Consider the following 17,617-nt stretch of genomic DNA (forward strand, 5'->3'; position numbering starts at 1 on the left):
CGGGCGATGGGACGGTCCCCGCCAAACTCCTGCGCTATCGCTTGGCTTGAAACGGCTTAGACCGAAACCCTAGATAGTCGAGGTTACAGTTTCTGATAACACATGCTGCTCAGCGCAACTCATCGCATACGCGGAGCGGTTCGGGCATGTCCTATTCTTCGAAGCGCAGCGGGAAATCAGCTCTTTTTCTCGGTTTACTGATCGCAGCCATCGTCGCTGTGATCTACCACGCAGCCAGGGGAAGCCGTGTGGCCCAAGTCTCATTGCTCATTATCGTCGTCGGTGTGGGGGCGGTCGTAGTCGCCCAGACTTTCGGCATAAAACCCGGCGATGCTCCAAACTCGGAATTAGCACCCCGACCCGAGCGCCAAGAGGCACTGCAGCCCCGCCCACGGGCGCCGGCAAACGCCCCGGCGCCTCACCAGGGCATTCCGATCACGGATAGCGCGCCTGCCGCCCCTGCTGATCAGAAAACACCAAGCCCGCCATTGGTGGACGATCTACGCTCCGCGGTAGCCGTCGAGCCGGCATCAGGCGAGCAATACCCGACGGCTGTCGTGTCCAGGACAGCCAATATCCGTTCGGATCCTTCAATAGCCGGTGCGGTGTTGAGCCAAGTCTCGGCCGGCACGGCGGTTAGAGTGGTCGCAGTCAACGGTCGTTGGGCAAGGGTTCGCAAGGACGAAGTCCCGCTCGGGTGGATTAGCCGTTCCCTATTGGAGCTGACCCTGTCGGTGGTACAGCCTTCCTACCAGTAGCACACTGGGCTCCTGCCTCCAGGCTTGCTGTAGGCGCTTCGACCGCCGCACAAACGCCCGTTGCGCATCAAGTCGTATGGGCAATCGCATCTTCCGACCATGGCGTCTCTGACAGGATCGCCCCTGGCACGCCCCGAAGTGATGCCGTCAGTTGGTGCAGCCGCTGGCGCAGCCGGTGTGGTCGATAGCAGCTCAACCGGCTTCGCCTCACTGAGGTAGTCGCCATGGATCCATCCGACGCGGGCGGAAACCGTCACATTGTACCAATCTCCCTGTTGACTGTTGGTCTGGACCAGCTCGCCTGGCGGAAGCGTCGTGATGATACGTGCCCCAGTGTCCGGTGCGACTCTGACGCGGACTTTGCTGGTGGTGTACTGCCAGCGAACCGCTATCGTGGCGTTTGGCTTCTGAGCAGCCACCGCGTCGGGCTTTGCGTAGCCAATCGAACTGTTGCTAGGCTGTACCTGAGGCGCCGCAGTGGTGTTTACCGCAGGAGCCGCGGGCGGGGCACGGGGTGGAGATTGGGCGTCAATGCTCGACATGGCCCACCCGATACCGCAGAACACCGCGATGCCCCAGCCGATCCGTTGTTGGCTGACCATTTCACCCTCCCTGCACAATACAAAACAGAGCAGTCCAAGAAAGTCGAATCGACTTTTGGGTGGCGAAATCTCAAGTCAATTGACAGCAGAAACCGAGCATCTGTAGATATGGAAGGGGATTGAAAATTGGGGCGGGCAAGCGCATCGATGTGCTTTGCAATTCCGGTTTCAATAATTTTTGGACGCTACCTGCCGAATGCCGGAAGACCCGGGCTTGCGGGAAGCGATATTTCAGCGAAAAGGCGAGTAAAATGTCCAACCAGTTTGATCAGATACCGTTTGGAGCTGCTGAGTTCGCGGATAACCCCGAACCTCGCTGTCCATGCCTCCTTCTGCTCGACACGTCCTATTCGATGAACGGAGCGCCGATCGACGCGCTGAACCAGGGACTTGTCGCCTTTAAGGACGAGCTCGCGGCGGACAGCCTGGCGATGAAACGCGTCGAGGTCGCCATCGTCACCTTCGGACCGGTCAACGTCGTCGCACCGTTCCAGACCGCTGACCTGTTTACGCCTAGTACGCTGGTGACCAGCGGCGACACCCCAATGGGTGCGGCGATCGAGCAAGGCCTCGAGATGTTGCGACGTCGCAAAGATGAGTACCGCGCGAACGGCATCTCCTATTATCGCCCTTGGATCTTCCTGATGACGGACGGCGCGCCCACTGACAGCATCGTCGCTGCCGAACACGCGGTCAAATCCGGCGAGGCGGCGAAGGCGTTTTCGTTCTTCGCCGTTGGCGTCGAGGGTGCCAACATGGACATCCTCGCCAAGCTCTCAACACGCCAGCCGCTTAAATTGAGTGGCCTCAAATTCCGCGAGCTGTTCTCATGGCTCTCCGCATCGCTGTCAGGCGTCTCGCAGTCGCAGGTCGGACAGACCGTGGCCCTCCAATCTCCCGCAGGTTGGGCTGAGGTGTGATGTCTTGGCGCATAGCGTCGGCTAGCGCCATCGGCACTTCGCATGTCACGGCCGGCAAGCCCTGTCAGGATAATTCGGTCCATGCCCTGATCGAGGGCAGGGAAGGTCCAATCCTTGCGGCCGCTGTCTGCGACGGCGCTGGCAGTGCGGCGCACTCGGAGGTTGGATCTTGGCTGGCCGGGCAGAACCTGCTGGAGCTCATTTTCGTGCACTTCGCAGAGAACGGTGCGCTCGATCAGATCGACCGGCCAAAAGCGTTGGGCTGGGTGACCGAAATTGCCGAGCGCATCGCCGCTCACGCTCGCGCACTCGGGCATGAGGTGCGCGATTATGCATGCACGCTGCTGGTTGCCGTCCTTGGCCCTACAAGCACCGTGTTCTTCCAAGTCGGCGACGGCGCAATGGTTGTTTCGCACGGCAGTGAAGACGGATGGTCCTACGTGTTCTGGCCGCAGCACGGCGAGTTTGCCAACACGACCAACTTCGTCACGTCGTCAAATGTCGCGGACGTCCTCGAATTCGAGTTCGCGCCACGGCGCATTGACGAGGTCGCGTTGTTCTCGGACGGTATCGAGAACCTCGTCTTGCACCAGGCTTCGCGCAGCGTCCATCAGCCTTTCTTCGATACGATGTTCCCGGCCGTCAGACGATCGGCAGTGGCGGGCGAGGACTCTACGCTTTCGGATGGACTGAAGGCTTATCTGCTGTCGCCGCAGATCTGCGAGAGGACCGATGATGACAAGTCGTTGATCCTAGCTACGAGATCGCATGTTGAAGCGATGGTGGCCACAATATGAACGCTAAGGTCCGCGAGGTGTTCACCCTGCGAGGGGAAGCCCTCAAACTTGGCGAGATCGTCGGCCAAGGTGGCGAGGGCGCCGTCTACGACCTGGCTGCACACAAGAACCATGTCGCCAAAATCTACCACCGGCCGCTCGAGCAGCAGAGGATCGACAAGATCCGTGCGATGGGCAAGATCAAAACCGATTCACTCGAAAAGCTGACGGCCTGGCCGACGGGGCTGGTCTGCTCCAAGGACAGCAAGCCCATCGGGCTGATCATGCCAAAGATCAGCGGTCGCAAGAGCATCCATCAGCTCTACAGCCCCAAAAGCCGCAGAACGGACTTTCAGCGGGTTGATTGGCGATTTCTGGCACGTGTGGCGGCAAACACCGCCCGGGCATTTGCGGCTGTTCACGACAACGCATGCGTCATCGGCGATGTGAATCACGGCGGTGTGCTCGTGGCGCAGGACGCTACCGTGCGCCTGATCGACTGCGACAGTTTCCAGGTCTCCTATCTGGGGCAGCAATATCTTTGCGAGGTGGGAATCGAGACCTTCACACCGCCGGAGCTGCAGGGCAGATCGTTTTCGGGAATCGTGAGGACACCAAATCACGACAATTTCGGTTTGGCCGTGATGGTGTTCCTGTTGCTGTTCATGGGAAAACACCCCTTTGCCGGCCGCTACGCAGGAACCGGCGACATGCCGATTTCGAAGGCGATCGAGGAGTACCGCTTTCCCTACGGGGCGAACGCCGCCGCGGTCGGAATGGCGAGGCCTCCGAGTTCCCCCGAACTCGCCATCGTCGGCCCACGACTTGCAAAAATGTTTGAGGATGCCTTCTCGCAAAGGGGAACGTCGGCTGGCAGGCCGGTGGCCCGGGAATGGGTGGCTGCCCTGGCGGAATTAGAAGCGAACCTCAAGCAGTGCTCCTCCAATTCCAGCCACTGGTCACTTGGCTCATCGCCATGCCCGTGGTGCAAAATGGAAGGCGCCACCGGCGTCCCGCTGTTCTCAACCGTTGTTCCCGCCGGCGGGGCTACGCTTTTCGATATCGCCGGATTCCAGCGGCAGGTGGACGCCATCCCGCATCCCGGGCCGGTGCCGACCGTTCCCGAAAAGAATGTAACACCAGATCCCAACGCCCTGAAGCTCAGGGGGCACGCGCGCCGCACCAACTTCCGGGCAGGAATAGCGGCCGCAGTGGTCGGCGTCGCCGGCTTGATGATGGCGCAGGTCTGGGTGCTGGGCATCGCCGTGGGGGTCTTTCTGGGACTGAGAGGTCTGCTGAACAGGGACAGTGAGGCTGCGGAATACCGGCGCGTCGCCGCCGAGGCCGCCGCCCAGTGGAAAAACGCGCAAACAACGTGGATGCAGAGGGCCGGGCCGGATGCTTTCGACAGGCAAAAAACGGTGCTCGCCGGGCTCAGGCGCGAATGGGACATCTTGCCTTCCAAACGGGTAGCCAGGATCTCGGAGCTCGAGCGCAACCGCCGTCAGGCGCAACTGCACCGGTTCCTAGATAACTTTGAAATCTCATCGGCAAAGATCGAGAGCATAGGACCGGGCAAGAAACAGGTCCTGGAGTCGTATGGCATCGAAACAGCGCTCGATGTCGAGAGAAACAAGCTTTACAGCGTGCCCGGATTCGGACCTAAAACCGCGCAGAAGTTGTTGAATTGGCGAAAGTCCGTCGAAGCCCGCTTCGTCTTCGATCCCTCGCGCGCGATCGATCCACGTGATATCGCGCAGATCGACCAGGACATTCTCGGCGACCGCAAGCGGCTGCAAGGCGCCTTGGTTCTCGGTCTTGAGCAGCTCAAGCAGACAAGAGCCGAGATCCTTGCCGCCCGCGAACACAGTCGCCCGGAAATGGAGCGATTGCGGCTGGCATTTGATCAGTCAGCAGCAAACGCTGCCGCGAGTTCAGGTTGAGACGGCCAACGCGGGTCGCCAAATCAGGCTCGTTGAGTTGTGGCATTCCTTCGTTGCGCGTCAGTGTAAAATACCCATTTCGCACTGAGGCGGTTGTGGCCGTGTGTAATCAAATGGACGGCTTTGCATCGCCTGCCGATGGCAAACCACCGTTACGTTCGTTGCCCTTTTGCTCTTAATACCGTTCCGCGTTGAACACCTGCTTCCCCTTCGCATTCCACAGCTCCCGCGCATGCTGACCTTCATCGCTCTGCAGCTTGGCGGCGATCCAGAGCAGTGCGCCATAGATGGTAGTGCGATCGTCATTGGTGAACTCGACGATGCCTGCTTTGGCGACGAGACCGCCGAGTTCGATGAGCTGCCGCGTGCGCTTGCGACGCTCGACCTGCCACGTGCGCATGTCATTGCGAGCTTGTGCTGCTTTCCGGCGATTGTGGGCTGCCCGGTTGCGCTTGAGCGCCGCGTGGGTTGCGCTGAGATTCCGGAGCAGTTCGCCGGGACCTGTTTTCGAAAAACATCACCCCACGCTTGGCCCATGCCTCACGCTTTCCGGTATCTTTCGTTTCAGCAATAGCAACCAGTGCGCCGGCCAGTTCGTCGCTGCTGAGCTGATCGGCCCCGGTGGCGATCACCAGATCACCGAGTTGCTGTACCTTTCGGTTTTTGAGCTCTCGCGCTTTTTCTTCCAGCGCCTTCAGTTCCGTATCGAAATCGCGTGGTTTACGCATGGCTGTCTCCATTGATTGTCGATCTGGCAATGATAGGCGAGCGCCCGCCGGAAGGCTTCAGGGGTGCCGAGACAGGCCGAGACGGGCTGGTCCATCCCGAGATTTTTTCGAGGGAGGGCGCGCTTATACGTCGTGCCGACGTGCGGTTTGACGTGCAAATGATCCTGTCGCGATGGCGATCTATCATCTTCATGTCAAAGTCATTGGCCGCAAGGCAGGCTCGAGTGCTGTGGCGTCGGCCGCCTACCGCTCGGCTTCACGGCTACGTGACGAGCGGATCGAACGCAGCCACGATTTTTCCAGCAAGCGCGGCGTCGTTCATTCGGAGGTGATGCTGCCTGCGAATGCACCCGAAGCCTGGAGCGACCGCGAGAGGCTGTGGAATGACGTAGAGTCCTTCGAGGTCCGCAAGGATGCGCAGCTTGCCCGCGAGGTCGAGTTTGCCCTGCCACGTGAACTCAGCCAGGCGCAAGGCATCGAGTTGGCGCGCGACTTTATTCAGGCAGAGTTCGTCAGCAAGGGCATGGTCGCCGATCTCAATGTGCACTGGGACAGGGCGGAGGATGGCAGTCCCAAACCGCATGCCCATGTCATGCTCACCATGCGGGCCGTGGACGAGAACGGTTTTGGCGCGAAGGTTCGAGACTGGAATGCTACCCAGCTGGTCGAGCGCTGGCGCGAGCGGTGGGCGGAGCTGGCCAATGAGCGCCTGGCCGAACTCGACATCGACGCCCCCATCGATCATCGCAGTCTGGAAGCGCAGGGCATTGCCCTGGAGCCGCAAACGCAGATTGGTGCACCGGCGCAACGCATTGAAGGCAGCGGCCTTTCTGCTGGCGATAGTGAAGCAGATCGCGCCGAACTGCATCGCGAGATCGCGCGCAACAATGGCGCGCGCATCGTTGCCGATCCATCCGTGGCGCTGGACGCCATCACCCATCAGCAATCGACCTTCACCCGAAAAGACATTGCGAAGTTCGCGCATCGGCACAGCGATGGAATGGAGCAGTTCAACGCGGTGATGGCGGCCATCAGCAATGCACCCGATCTGGTCGAGCTCGGCAAGGACAGGCGTGGCGAAGATCGCTTCACCACCCGGCAGATGATTGAGACCGAACAGCGCCTTCACCGCGCGGCGGAGCGTATCGATTTGGACGAGCGACACGCGGTGAGTGAGGCACATCGCGAGGTAGCTCTGGCGCGCGCTGCGCAAGGCGGGCTTGTCCTTTCGGGCGAGCAGGCCGATGCGCTTGCGCACATCACCGATGGTCACGGTCTTGGTATCGTTGTCGGCTTTGCCGGCACCGGCAAGAGCGCCATGCTGGGCGTTGCGCGCCAGGCATGGGCGGCAGCCGGCTATGAGGTTAAAGGCGCCGCACTCTCCGGCATTGCGGCCGAGAATCTGGAAGGCGGATCAGGCATCCCGTCACGCACCATCGCCAGTATGGAGCATAGCTGGGGACAGGGCAGGGATCTGCTCACCACGCGCGATGTCCTGGTGATCGATGAGGCCGGCATGGTCGGCACGCGCCAGTTGGAGCGCGTGCTCTCCCATGCGGCGGACGCTGGCGCAAAAGTCGTCCTTGTCGGCGATCCCCAACAGCTGCAGGCGATCGAAGCGGGTGCTGCATTCCGTTCGATCCATGAACGCCACGGCGGCGTCGAAATCGAGCAGGTGCGCCGGCAGCGCGAGGACTGGCAGCGTGATGCCACGCGCGATCTTGCAACCGGCGGGATCAATGCTGCGATCAGCACCTACGACGCGCACGGCATGGTGCATCGAGCTGCAACGCACGACGAAGCGCGAGCTGAACTCGTCGAGCGCTGGGATCGCGACAGGCAGGCGCATCCAGAGGCAAGCCGGATCATTCTCACACACGCAAACGACGAGGTGCGTGCGCTCAACCAGGCAGCACGCGAGCGCATGCGCGCTGCCGGCGATCTGGGTGACGATGTCCAGGTGAATGTGGAACGCGGTGCAAGAACCTTCGCCAGCGGCGACCGGGTCATGTTCCTGCGCAATGAGCGCGGACTCGACGTCAAGAACGGCACGCTTGGCATTGTGGAGGAAGTCAGCACACAGAGCATGACGGTTCGCGTCGACGATGGGAGGTCGGTTCGCTTCGACCTGAAAGATTACGCGCACATCGACCATGGCTACGCCGCGACCATCCACAAGGCCCAGGGCATGACCGTTGACCGCACCCATGTGCTCGCGACGCCTGGCATGGATGCACATGGCAGCTACGTTGCTTTGTCTCGGCATCGAGACAGTATGGAGCTGCATTACGGCGGCGACGACTTTGCGACCCGCGAACGGCTCGTCCGGACCCTGTCACGCGACCGCGCCAAGGACATGGCGTCGGATTACGAGCAGGTCGACCCGGCGCAACACTATGCCGAGCTTCGCGGTATCACTTTCCGCGAGCGTGTAATCGACATCGTGCGCCGCGTCGTTCCGGAGAAGCTGCGCGACAGGATCGGCGAGTTGCTGGATGGATTGCGCTCGCCCGCAGACGTCGAGCCCGGCCGGCACCGTGGGCGGCCGGCAAGGGAAGGTGTTGGGGCGCAAATGGGAGATGCGGGCCCCGCATCCGGCAGAGAAAATATTGCCAGGGGAGGGCCGCGCGACCCGGATGCCCCGGCAGACGTGGAAGCGGCGTTGCGCAGCGCTCGCACGAAGGCGCTTGTGCGTCACGCGCGTGCGATCGACGCGATCTCGCGCAGCGGAAATGCGGACGGGCAGGGGACTCCCGAGCAGATGCGCGAGTTAACAGGTGCGCGCAGTGCGTTCGAGAAGGTCCGGCCGCATGGCTGGCGCGATGCCGAAGCGGCCTACGTCAAGAATCCCGAGCTGGTTCGTGAGGCGGGCGCCGGCCGGGTCAACCGTGTCGTGCTGGCTCTCCAGCTCGAAACGGAAATCCGCACCGGGATGGACATCGATCCCGGCCGCCGCGCCGACCGTTTCGTGGAGCGTTGGCAAAAGCTCGACCGTACGGGACGGGCACAATATCAGGCCGGCGACATGTCGGGCTACAAGTCAACGCGCTCGGCCATGTCCGATATGGCCAAGAGCCTTGAACGCGACCCGCAACTGGAATCGCTACTCGCCAATTATAAGAAGGCGCTTGGCATCCAGGTCGAGTCCGGCCGGCGCCTCGGCGTGGAACTCGCGTTCAACCACGGCATTGGCAGCGGGCGTGGCATAGGCATCTAACCCCTCCGATTTGCCGCCATTCCCACGCCCCAGATGGATGAGAAGACAAATGGGATTGCGCGCAAGCTTTAGGCCGTCCTGTCTGGTTCCAGCGGGTGCCAAATGCTCTCAGCGAAAGGCAAGGCAGCCATGCCTGAACCGGATCGTATCATTCGCCTCAAGACTGTCCTCGCGCGGACCGGCCTCTCCCGCTCGACCATCTATCGCAAGATCACTGAAGGGACTTTCCCGGCCCAGATCAAGATCAGCATCAACGGGGCGGGCTGGCGGGAATCAGAAGTAAATCAATGGATCGAAAATCCCGTCGCATGGCGAACAGAAGATCACTGATTGCGTGATAAACGCACGCCAGGGCCGCCGCCATTCTCTGGAATGAATTCTATTCCGGCTGCTTCGAGTGACAGCTTCAGCACTTGCAGGATTGAGTCAGATGCGGGTTTTGAACCTCGTTCGAACTGCACGATTGTCCTGACACTTACCTTGGATAGATCCGCCAATTCCTGCTGAGAAATGTCGAGAAGCCCACGGGCCGCGCGAACTTGGGCCGCACTTACCTTCATTGTCCAAATGCCCTGTTGCACAAAAAGTGCAAATATGCTTGTTTTAGGAAGCGACAGTTGGAAGTGGTGTGTCCGCCTCCAACGGTCTGACCACGCCTAGGCTTTACGGAGCTCGGATCATGGCTGATTCCGACTATAGCACGACTATGCCTCCCGTCACGAATGGCAAGACTGCCAACCCGTTGGACCGGTTGCCGCATGCAGACCCCGCAATTCTACTACTGCGAGATTGGTCGCGGGCGCAGCGCGTGTCCCAGGTTCTTTGCCGACTTCAACAGCGTCTAGAGAGGCGGTTTCTCGATGCTGTAGGCTCGGAAGCGATGGATAAGCAGGTCGAATATTCGATCGCCTGCCAGGCGGAGGTCGAGGCGACAACTGCGGCTTTGAAGCTTCAGGACAAAATCCCACACCTACGGGCGCGGTCGCTTCTTGGCGTTGTCGCCAAGCTCGAAATCATCGCTGGTGCAGATCGCGACATCGACGATCCCACCGACTTTCCATGGCCGCATATTGCTTCGGTACTTGAGGACTTGAGGGAAATCGCTGGGAGCCTGCCACTTGAACGTCCCGGGCGGTCCGTCGTCCAGGCGGACTGTAGGCGTTACAAAACGGTGGCGGCCGACTTCGTCGGTCTGCGAATGCAAGGCGCTAACCTGCGCTTAGGGCAGGGGGCCGCGTCGGACAACATGGACCCGACTGAACACAGGCCTTGATGTCGGCGGTGCGCCACTGAACGCGGTATTAGAAGTAGATCAAATCCGATTGACCTCGTGCCGGTGCGCGATTCACGAAGCAATCTGGAACGAACGACCCGATTTGATGTCCGCCGCACCAGCTTGCCTCTCCGCGTGGTCGTGTCCAACGAGGCATCATCCAGCACCTTGAAACCCACACCCTTCTTGTCGAGCGTCTTTGACGATCTGGTAGAGGCGCGCAGCCGATCTCGCCAGCCGATCCACCTTCGTCACGACGAACACGTCACCCTCATGGGCAAACTCAAGCGCCTTCTCCAGCTCGGGTCGCGTTTCGTCTAAGCCGGACCGCTTCTCGCCGAAGACCTCCTCAGCGCCGGCAGCCGTCAGCTTCTCAAGTTAGGTGTCGAGGTCGTAGCCGGAGGAGCTAACGCGGGCATAGCCGACGATCATGACTGTTCACGTTCCTCCAAGAGTGTTGGTGCACATCATTTAGTGGACGATTAGTCGACATATCAGGAGCAATGTTCACAAAGGCATAGGTTTGTGTACGCGTGCCATAGCTAGTAGGTGGGTTGTTACAGGCGCGCCTTGGTCCAGCGGCCGGGCGGGCTGTTGGGTAGTGCTAGTGCTCAGGGTATGCCCCGCGCGACAACCTCAGAAAGCCGCTCAGCCCTTGTCGCGGAACTGGAGGGGGGTACGGGGGGCTTTCGCCCGGGCCAGTTATCCGATCACCCGCGCAGATTTTTCCGTCCAAACATTTCGGGCCAAATCCGCTATGGTCGGCAAAGCTGACATGGGGGAGTGCGGTTCGTGGTTAAGGCTCTGGAGGCGTTCGGGGTATTGTTATTTGCGGCGGTCGTTACTCCGGCCGCCAATGCAGAGGTCCTTTCGTTCCAATGCAGTTGGGACGAGAAGGCTCCCATGGCAATCGCGGTAGACACAGGCACCATGTCTGCCTCGCGCGATGACGGAGGAAGTCCCTACAGGGTCATCAAGGTGTCAAAATGGGGCGTGTGGCTGCTGGTCGATCAGCCGAGCAACGTGGCCGGGGCCGCCGTGCAGATGATCGAGCGATCTTCCGCCTTCGACGATCCCAGTGGTCCCGGTAAGTGGGTCGACGTGATCATTTCGATTACCGGGTCCGTCTCCCCTATTGAAGGCGGTAAGTGTTGGGAAAGGGGTGGACGATGAAATACACTATTGCCGTGACTTTGATTTTGGCTTCTTCAGGGGCGTCGAAGGCTACAGAGGGGACACAACTGTTGGAGGCCTGCCGTGAGCTTGTTGCGGGCATTCACAGCGACAATCAGACCGAAGACGGCATCATCGTCCCAAGTACCTTCACATCCGGGCTATGCATGGGGTCTATGCAGATGCTGAAAGGTCTGTCGCAGCTATCGTTTCAGGGGGAAAGTCGCCCAGCCCTGGCGCTATGTGTGCCGACCGAAGTGAGAACAACGCAGTACGCTCGTATTGTCGTCAAATACCTAGACGCCCACCCCGAAGAGCTACATCAAGATGGCTCCTACCTCGCCTACATAGCGCTGAACTCTGCTTTCCCCTGCAAGAATGTCGGGAACTAGTTGCGAACATCCTACCCTGCCACTTGGACTGCGGCGGATGAGGTGTTAATCCATAGCGCAAATGGGGGGGCGCAGAGATGGCTGAAGACACCTACGAGGAAGCGGAAAAGTCACTGACCCGCATACAGAATTTTGATCCCCAAGCATTGGCACGAGTAGACATTCTGGGATCAGAAATGAATTTTCTTGATGGAGTTGATCCTGCTGAGAAGATCATCAGCTTGTTCCGGCAAGTTCCAATTCAATTTCTCAGCGAATTGCCGAAATCGAAGCAGAGCGAAATTCGTCAACAGGCTGATGCAGCCTATAGCCTGTTTGAGCAAATTCTTAATTTCGACCCAAAGAAGCCCGACGCCTATTCCACGCGGACTTCCTTGATCGATAGCCTGAAGGCTCAGTACGATCCTTTCTTCAATTTCCTGTCACCTCTGATTTCGTTCACTTCTTCCCGGCTTCGCGATTTCGGGGCTCTTGAACGGGAGGCGAGAGCGGCAGTGCAAGCAGCAAAGGATCGGGCGGACGAGGCCACAAAGCAGCTAGAGGTCCAGCAGCAAACTGCTCAGCGCATGCTCGATGATGTACGGCGGGTAGCCGCAGAGCAGGGCGTGTCGCAACAGGCTGTGTATTTTCAAACCGAAGGCAACAACCACGAAGCTGAGGCCACCAAGTGGCAATGGAATACGATCTACATAGCTGTCGGACTTGGCGTCTATGCGCTGATTTCGGCGACTGTGCACAAATGGTCATTCCTAGCGCCGACAACCCCTTATGATACTGTGCAACTCGGTCTCAGCAAGGTGCTGATCTTTGCGGTTATCGCTTACATGCTGCTGTTGTCCGCTCGGAATTTCCTAGCCCACAAACACAACGCGGTGGTCAACAGGCATAGATATAACGCCCTTTTGACATTTACTGCGCTGGCGGACGCGGCCAAGGGACCGGAAAACAGGGACATTGTTCTTACACACGCCGCTTCCTGCATCTTTGCGCCACAGGACACGGGTTACACGAAAGGCGGGACCCAGCCCGAAAGCGTGGCCAACGTGATCCAGACGCTACCCCGCATACTTTCCCCGGGCAGCCCAGCCTAGCACTTCAAGCCGGGTCCTATAGCGGGATGTGGGCTGATTTCCTTAGGCAGGGGCTGTGCTAGCCATCGGTGGCGAGATTAGACACGCTTGGTGACCAGATGATCAGGAAGCCTTTCCCGGCCGAATGGGACACATCACAAATGCCTAAGCGCCGGCGTGCGTATCTGGAAATCGGGCTGTCCTTTGAAGAAATGGTCGACCAAATCCAAGACAATTCGGATGTCGTCCACGTCAAGACAAAGCCCTACTGCCACCCTGCGCGCGGCGAGCCTAGAACCGCCCGTCAAATCGTCTTTAGGGTTCGCATCGGCAACCAAGCATCTGATCTTCTGTACAACAGCCGAGATGGTCTGCGGGGCCGCTACTGGCAAAGCCCCGAACATGGCTTTGTTGCAACCCATCATCTGATCCGTTCGCTCACACCCGCGCTCCTATCATTTTCCGAGCGGAACCCACCGAAGCCAGAGAAGGAGGTTCACGGAATGACTATCGGACACATCCGGTGGTCCTTGGCAGCGCCTTCCGCAAAGGTCTGGCCGCGTGAGCGCGACAGCAACGATAACTCACTCCTAGAAGCGGACGCTCTACAGATAACGCGTTGGATCACGAATGAAGGACGGGCTGAACACAACCAGGGTATGTGGCGTCAAACGCCGATGGGCGATGAGTTGGAGATCAAGGGCGGGCTGTTGGGCATCGATGGAACCGAGTACTTGCCTGAAGGCAAACGCAGCCGATCCTGGCAGATACACGAATTTGGCTACACATAGGAGGCGCTCTTTTGGAAGAACTGCTAGACACCAGCCGCACCCTTCAGGGACCGGCCTAACTTCCTCTCAGCGGCGCCCCCAGGCGAGACGCAAGACCTTGTCGGGAGTGCCTGGCGGCTGCCTTCGGTTCCTCCTTCGAGGCATAGCGGCAATACTTGCGCTTTTGATTTCTGCGGTCTTTCATTTCTCCTGTGGTGTAATTTATCGTTGCAAGTGATTTGGGGAAGGGGACTGGATGTTCGGCTTGTGGAAGAAGCGGGACCGTGCCGAGGCTGGCTCAGGGACCAGCCTGTATGAGGGAGCAAGGCGAGTTGTCGGGACATTCAACGGGGCTGATCCTGAAGGCCGTATGGGCATGCTTCACGGCATGAGCGCGTCCTTTGCCGAACTCGGCCGGATTGCACCCGAATACAAACGCTATATCTCCAGGGAGCGGTACCGGCTTGGGCAGGAGTTGCTCACTTCGCTGGAGGACATCAAGGAGCACCCGCTCCCTGTTCAGGTGGGTGCCTCAGCCGTTGCGCTTTGCCTGATCGCTGGGGCCATCGAAGGGGATGACGCAAAGAACGCGCTTGAAATGTACAACGTCTTTTTTCGCGAGATGGTGGACCTCAAGAACATGCTGATCGAGAACGGGGTGGTCTAATGTTTTTCCTGAAAGCCTCTCGCATATTCGCCATTCTTGTCCTGATCGCCGGAGTTACTAAGCTTGCCATAGGGTTCACAATTGCGACCGAGTTTCTCCTGCCTTATGAATTGGCGCTTGAGCGGTACGCCCCAAATGCGAAATCTTCGGGAGAGCTAATCGATAAGGGGCTGCTCAGACTATTGATTGCCTTTGCATTAGGAGCGTTGTCCGAGATTGGCTTGGCGCTGGTCGGCAAAGACCGTACAGACGGGACTGGCCGGTAGGGGGAATGCAGAGTGAACGATCCAGCGACGCCCTACGGCACAGCCAAGGGTTACGTCCAGTCTGCCTTACTGCTGATCACCAATCCCGATCGCTTCCAGGCCGAGACCGACGCATCGTTCTATCTGAGCTTCCACATGCTGATTGGTTTCGCTACTGAGCTGTACCTGAAGTCTTATCTTATGCACGTGGGATACACAGAGAGGGAACTCCGTGCTTCTGGCGTCCGCCACAATCTGAAGAGCCTGCTCGCAATGGCAGATGCCAAAGGGCTCAGCGACGGGGGTGCAGTAGTTCTGGTCGATCTATTAGGCGAGCATCACCAGAGCTTCGAGTTTCGTTATATGAAAGAGGGATCACGATACCCAGCGATGAACCTCAGGCGAGTGTTCGAGGCCCTCTCGTCCCTGAACAAAGTGGTTGACGAAGCAGTTGGGGCTAGCGCGTCACGGGGAAAGCAGCCCGGCGACGGCTGGGACTTCCCCAACGACATTCGCCAGCATTGGCGCGCCTAAGTCAACTCGACCGTCGCCTGCGTTGGGTAAGATGACCTCGACTGTCTTCCATCGCGGTGTTCCCCGTTTGTCGTCCAGCTACTGGATCACACACTCGGATTGCAGAACCTTGAACCCAACGAAGCCCTCTGCAACGAGGAGAGCATTGATCTCCGCCATGGACATCTCGCACTTCGGTCCCCGGTAGATAGTATCGATGGAGCGCCGAGCTTCGGCTGTTCCTTTGACATAGCGTCCGTACTCGAAATCCATGTACCGCACTTCACGCCCTCTCGACTGGCGCACGAGAGGCTCTCGCCACAGCACCTGCTTGCCGTCTGGGTGCGAACTGACAACTTGCAGTATGAAATCCTTTGGATCAGGTTTCTCATTCCGTTGATTGAAGATAATCCTGACTTCTCGTTCATACCTCCAAGACCGGTGCTTCAATGAACTCATTACGGCGAGAGCCTCCGCTGCTGCCAAGACGTGAGGAAGCGTATTGCGCTTGCCCATCACTGCAGCGAGTTTGAGGATCATCTCTCGGAAGAACTCTTTCATATCGTCCTCGGCGTACCGAACAAGCTGTACCCGGCCAGGAATTGACGTGATCGCGGTTGGCCGGAACCCAATGCTTACGCCTGATCCGCCAGCCGCATACTCCCTCCACATCGGCAACTCATCACCATCTAATGCAAAGCAGCAAGCGTAGTGGGTAGACATTCGTTCAAGTCGGAGCAGGTCGGCCAAGAAGCCCGACACATCTCGGTTGGACACTCCGACAACGTCATTATCCTTAAAGTTCTTGATCGCTTCGGCGAGGAACTGCTGACCTAACTGCAACTCTCTAGGATCATTAGAGGCAGTTATATCCGACAGCCAAAGCTTCTTAGAACGGATAATCCCCTGAAAGCCTTCTGTGTTCGTGTAGCAGAAGAGAGGCGTGGTGGGTTGGTACTCAAAGTAAGCCATAGTTGTCCTGGGATGGAGGCGGACTGGTGAGTGACAAGAACGCACTTGCCTCTGAATTAACCCAATACGCGGTCGACTTGCTCAACGCGACGCTAATACGTCGGAACCATCGTAGAATGCAATCACTGCCACCGGGTAGGTCAACCAGGATGTCCATGCCTCTAGGCGAGAGCCTTCTCCAGCGCCCTTTTGGTCACCTCCAGCAAGACCATAGGATCGCCCCCGTAGTTCTCGCCATCGCCGCCTGACGAGTGCCCGAGGACAATGTCCTGGTCAGTCTTGCTCACACCGGCGAGGCGTAGGCGGTCTTTCATGAGCTAAGGGAGTGCGTCGTCACTTTGGGGTCTGTGACACAGGACCGGACATGCTTGCCAAGAGCGGCGGATGCGGAGGAAGCGCCATCTTTCCGTCCATAGGCAGGAAATAACAGCGCCTCGCCTTTGGCCGTGCCAAGCGCCTCTGCCGCCTCGTGAGCCTTCTTTGCCGCTTCCAAGGCTTCCTTTGCGGACTTCAGCGCGTCCGCGATCAAGGGTACGTTGCGACGGGACACTTTATTCTTGATGCGCCGGTCGTCGTGCCACTCGACCACGATGTGAGGAGTGGAGTGATCTAGCCGGACGTCGGAGACGCGAAGGCCAGCGACCTCAGCCAAGCGGCACCCGGTCCCCTCAAGCATCCGCCAAATCTGCCGAAGGTCAGCCTTGGCCATGAGGGAGACCCGTGTGTTGACGGCCTTCAGTTCCTCAGCGGTAAACGGCCGGCGCTTATCCCGATCAGGCTTCAGCATTATCCTTGGTGGCGGCTTCCAGCTTCGAGAAAGGGTTCAACAGGCCGGTAAGGTCGAACTCTCGCGAGGCATGGTCAAAAGCGGCGCGCACTATGTTCAAGTAGCGATCCACGGAGGACGCGGCGAGGCCCGTGTCTAGCATGTGGTCCCTGACTTCTCGGGCATCCTCACGCCGCAGACTGCGGAGGGTTCGGTCACGGCCCAGCGCCTCCCTGATGAGCCCGAAGATGCGCGTGACTTGCTTCTGCTTCTTGTCATCGCCCAGCACCTTGTCTTTCTCATAGCGCCGCTTAGCGTCCTCTAGCGTCGGCTCGGGGCGCTGCTGGCTGGCACCGTAGGCGAGGGCCTGTAGCGCAGCAGCGTCTCTTGATCCGATCCCAATGGGGCGGCCTTCCTCGTCAACCGGGTACTTGGCGACAATCGCGTCAGCTATGACGTCGCGCGCGTTTCCCTCGGGATCGTTCTCGTGTCCCCATCCACTCCACTCGGGATCAAGCTGCATGTGCCTGAGGTATCGCTGGCCATGCTGGAACTGCTCTATTTCAGTCATGGACGCTTGGGCGGGGGCCGGGGAGGCCAATCGCATGGCAGCAGCCTTCAGAAGGCGCTCAGCCTCGGCGTTCGCCTTGGGATAGAGCTTAAGGGCTTTGCCCTCGTCGCGGCCTAGCGCGATCAGGATATTCTTCTTGCCGATGATGGGTTGCAGTTCCTTGCGGACTACCCGACGATACCCGTACCGACCATCGCTACGTTTCTGCAGAAATTCCACGTCAATCTTCATTCCGGTGTACCCTTATGTGTACCCAGCGAG

General features: G+C 59.1%; 22 protein-coding genes. 14 read left to right on the forward strand and 8 right to left on the reverse strand.

The annotated features are described in order from the left end of the window. The first annotated feature begins 146 nt into the window (after nucleotides 1-146). Nucleotides 147-758 carry an SH3 domain-containing protein gene (locus tag MesoLj_RS36845; protein ID WP_202322393.1) on the forward strand — a complete coding sequence of 204 codons (612 nt, stop codon included), beginning with the start codon at nucleotides 147-149 and terminating at the stop codon, nucleotides 756-758. Here the strand turns inward: MesoLj_RS36845 and MesoLj_RS36850 are convergent. Continuing rightward, nucleotides 749-1,360 (reverse strand): SH3 domain-containing protein, encoded by a 612-nt coding sequence (locus tag MesoLj_RS36850; protein WP_202322395.1) that lies wholly within the window; start codon nucleotides 1,358-1,360, stop codon nucleotides 749-751. The genes MesoLj_RS36845 and MesoLj_RS36850 overlap by 10 nt on opposite strands. Nucleotides 1,361-1,479: 119 nt before the next feature. Between MesoLj_RS36850 and MesoLj_RS21910 the strand changes: the two genes are divergently transcribed. The 3 genes from MesoLj_RS21910 to MesoLj_RS21920 are packed head-to-tail and all read left to right on the forward strand — an operon-like array spanning nucleotide 1,480 to nucleotide 4,999. After that, nucleotides 1,480-2,280 (forward strand): vWA domain-containing protein, encoded by an 801-nt coding sequence (locus MesoLj_RS21910; protein ID WP_244735125.1) that lies wholly within the window; start codon nucleotides 1,480-1,482, stop codon nucleotides 2,278-2,280. Then, nucleotides 2,280-3,077, forward strand: a complete 798-nt coding sequence (locus MesoLj_RS21915; RefSeq protein ID WP_202322404.1) for a PP2C family serine/threonine-protein phosphatase — start codon at nucleotides 2,280-2,282, stop codon at nucleotides 3,075-3,077. The genes MesoLj_RS21910 and MesoLj_RS21915 overlap by 1 nt, the downstream gene beginning before the upstream one ends. Further along, complete coding sequence (locus tag MesoLj_RS21920; protein WP_202322407.1) at nucleotides 3,074-4,999, forward strand: helix-hairpin-helix domain-containing protein; 1,926 nt, start codon at nucleotides 3,074-3,076, stop codon at nucleotides 4,997-4,999. The genes MesoLj_RS21915 and MesoLj_RS21920 overlap by 4 nt, the downstream gene beginning before the upstream one ends. Before the next feature lie 175 nt (nucleotides 5,000-5,174). On the opposite strand, the gene MesoLj_RS21925 is transcribed toward MesoLj_RS21920, so the two are convergent. Together MesoLj_RS21925 and MesoLj_RS21930 are read right to left on the reverse strand one after the other, a co-directional pair. Further along, nucleotides 5,175-5,399: a conjugal transfer protein TraD gene (locus MesoLj_RS21925; RefSeq protein WP_202322409.1), complete on the reverse strand. Its 225-nt coding sequence runs from the start codon at nucleotides 5,397-5,399 to the stop codon at nucleotides 5,175-5,177. 1 nt (nucleotide 5,400) lies between these two features. Continuing rightward, nucleotides 5,401-5,727, reverse strand: a complete 327-nt coding sequence (locus MesoLj_RS21930) for a conjugal transfer protein TraD (protein WP_202322411.1) — start codon at nucleotides 5,725-5,727, stop codon at nucleotides 5,401-5,403. Nucleotides 5,728-5,899: 172 nt separating this feature from the next. On the opposite strand from MesoLj_RS21930, the gene traA reads away from it, so the two are divergent. Together traA and MesoLj_RS21940 are read left to right on the forward strand one after the other, a co-directional pair. Next, a complete protein-coding gene (traA, locus tag MesoLj_RS21935) occupies nucleotides 5,900-8,944 on the forward strand; it encodes a Ti-type conjugative transfer relaxase TraA (protein WP_202322417.1) in 3,045 nt (1,014 codons plus the stop codon). 129 nt (nucleotides 8,945-9,073) lie between these two features. Further along, the gene (locus MesoLj_RS21940) at nucleotides 9,074-9,274 is read left to right on the forward strand and encodes a helix-turn-helix transcriptional regulator (RefSeq protein ID WP_202322419.1); all 201 of its coding nucleotides are present in this window, start codon (nucleotides 9,074-9,076) and stop codon (nucleotides 9,272-9,274) included. On the opposite strand, the gene MesoLj_RS21945 is transcribed toward MesoLj_RS21940, so the two are convergent. Continuing rightward, nucleotides 9,268-9,504 (reverse strand): helix-turn-helix domain-containing protein, encoded by a 237-nt coding sequence (locus MesoLj_RS21945; protein ID WP_096446113.1) that lies wholly within the window; start codon nucleotides 9,502-9,504, stop codon nucleotides 9,268-9,270. The genes MesoLj_RS21940 and MesoLj_RS21945 overlap by 7 nt on opposite strands. Before the next feature lie 119 nt (nucleotides 9,505-9,623). Between MesoLj_RS21945 and MesoLj_RS21950 the strand changes: the two genes are divergently transcribed. After that, entirely contained in the window at nucleotides 9,624-10,217 is a 594-nt protein-coding gene (locus tag MesoLj_RS21950) for a hypothetical protein (protein ID WP_202322421.1), read from the forward strand. 156 nt (nucleotides 10,218-10,373) lie between these two features. Here the strand turns inward: MesoLj_RS21950 and MesoLj_RS36340 are convergent, their stop codons facing one another. Beyond that, complete coding sequence (locus MesoLj_RS36340; RefSeq protein ID WP_244735557.1) at nucleotides 10,374-10,586, reverse strand: recombinase family protein; 213 nt, start codon at nucleotides 10,584-10,586, stop codon at nucleotides 10,374-10,376. A gap of 423 nt (nucleotides 10,587-11,009) precedes the next feature. On the opposite strand from MesoLj_RS36340, the gene MesoLj_RS21960 reads away from it, so the two are divergent. The 7 genes from MesoLj_RS21960 (at nucleotide 11,010) to MesoLj_RS21990 (ending at nucleotide 15,068) form a co-directional block, all read left to right on the forward strand. Continuing rightward, nucleotides 11,010-11,390, forward strand: coding sequence for a hypothetical protein (locus tag MesoLj_RS21960; protein ID WP_202322423.1), 381 nt, complete (start codon nucleotides 11,010-11,012; stop codon nucleotides 11,388-11,390). Beyond that, nucleotides 11,387-11,782 carry a Rap1a/Tai family immunity protein gene (locus MesoLj_RS21965; protein ID WP_202322425.1) on the forward strand — a complete coding sequence of 132 codons (396 nt, stop codon included), beginning with the start codon at nucleotides 11,387-11,389 and terminating at the stop codon, nucleotides 11,780-11,782. Before MesoLj_RS21960 ends, MesoLj_RS21965 begins: the two co-directional genes overlap by 4 nt. 77 nt (nucleotides 11,783-11,859) lie before the next feature. Beyond that, nucleotides 11,860-12,873 (forward strand): hypothetical protein, encoded by a 1,014-nt coding sequence (locus MesoLj_RS21970; RefSeq protein ID WP_202322427.1) that lies wholly within the window; start codon nucleotides 11,860-11,862, stop codon nucleotides 12,871-12,873. A 98-nt stretch (nucleotides 12,874-12,971) separates the two neighbouring features. Then, a complete protein-coding gene (locus tag MesoLj_RS21975; RefSeq protein ID WP_202322429.1) occupies nucleotides 12,972-13,643 on the forward strand; it encodes a hypothetical protein in 672 nt (223 codons plus the stop codon). A 235-nt stretch (nucleotides 13,644-13,878) separates the two neighbouring features. After that, nucleotides 13,879-14,289, forward strand: a complete 411-nt coding sequence (locus tag MesoLj_RS21980; protein WP_202322431.1) for a hypothetical protein — start codon at nucleotides 13,879-13,881, stop codon at nucleotides 14,287-14,289. Then, entirely contained in the window at nucleotides 14,289-14,555 is a 267-nt protein-coding gene (locus MesoLj_RS21985) for a hypothetical protein (RefSeq protein WP_202322433.1), read from the forward strand. The genes MesoLj_RS21980 and MesoLj_RS21985 overlap by 1 nt, the downstream gene beginning before the upstream one ends. 12 nt (nucleotides 14,556-14,567) lie before the next feature. After that, nucleotides 14,568-15,068, forward strand: a complete 501-nt coding sequence (locus tag MesoLj_RS21990) for a hypothetical protein (protein ID WP_202322435.1) — start codon at nucleotides 14,568-14,570, stop codon at nucleotides 15,066-15,068. Between the two features lie 78 nt (nucleotides 15,069-15,146). Here MesoLj_RS21990 and MesoLj_RS21995 read toward each other — a convergent pair whose 3' ends face one another. The 3 genes from MesoLj_RS21995 to MesoLj_RS22005 all read right to left on the reverse strand — a co-directional run bounded on the left by MesoLj_RS21995 (nucleotide 15,147) and on the right by MesoLj_RS22005 (nucleotide 17,587). Continuing rightward, entirely contained in the window at nucleotides 15,147-16,019 is an 873-nt protein-coding gene (locus MesoLj_RS21995; RefSeq protein WP_202322436.1) for a DUF2971 domain-containing protein, read from the reverse strand. Nucleotides 16,020-16,329: 310 nt separating this feature from the next. Next, nucleotides 16,330-16,806, reverse strand: a complete 477-nt coding sequence (locus MesoLj_RS22000; RefSeq protein WP_202322439.1) for a tyrosine-type recombinase/integrase — start codon at nucleotides 16,804-16,806, stop codon at nucleotides 16,330-16,332. Then, the gene (locus MesoLj_RS22005; protein WP_202322440.1) at nucleotides 16,793-17,587 is read right to left on the reverse strand and encodes a hypothetical protein; all 795 of its coding nucleotides are present in this window, start codon (nucleotides 17,585-17,587) and stop codon (nucleotides 16,793-16,795) included. The genes MesoLj_RS22000 and MesoLj_RS22005 overlap by 14 nt, the downstream gene beginning before the upstream one ends. Nucleotides 17,588-17,617 lie beyond the last annotated feature (30 nt).

Origin of the sequence: Mesorhizobium sp. 113-3-9 (assembly GCF_016756515.1) — a bacterium.
In the GTDB taxonomy this organism is placed as follows: Bacteria; Pseudomonadota; Alphaproteobacteria; order Rhizobiales; family Rhizobiaceae; genus Mesorhizobium.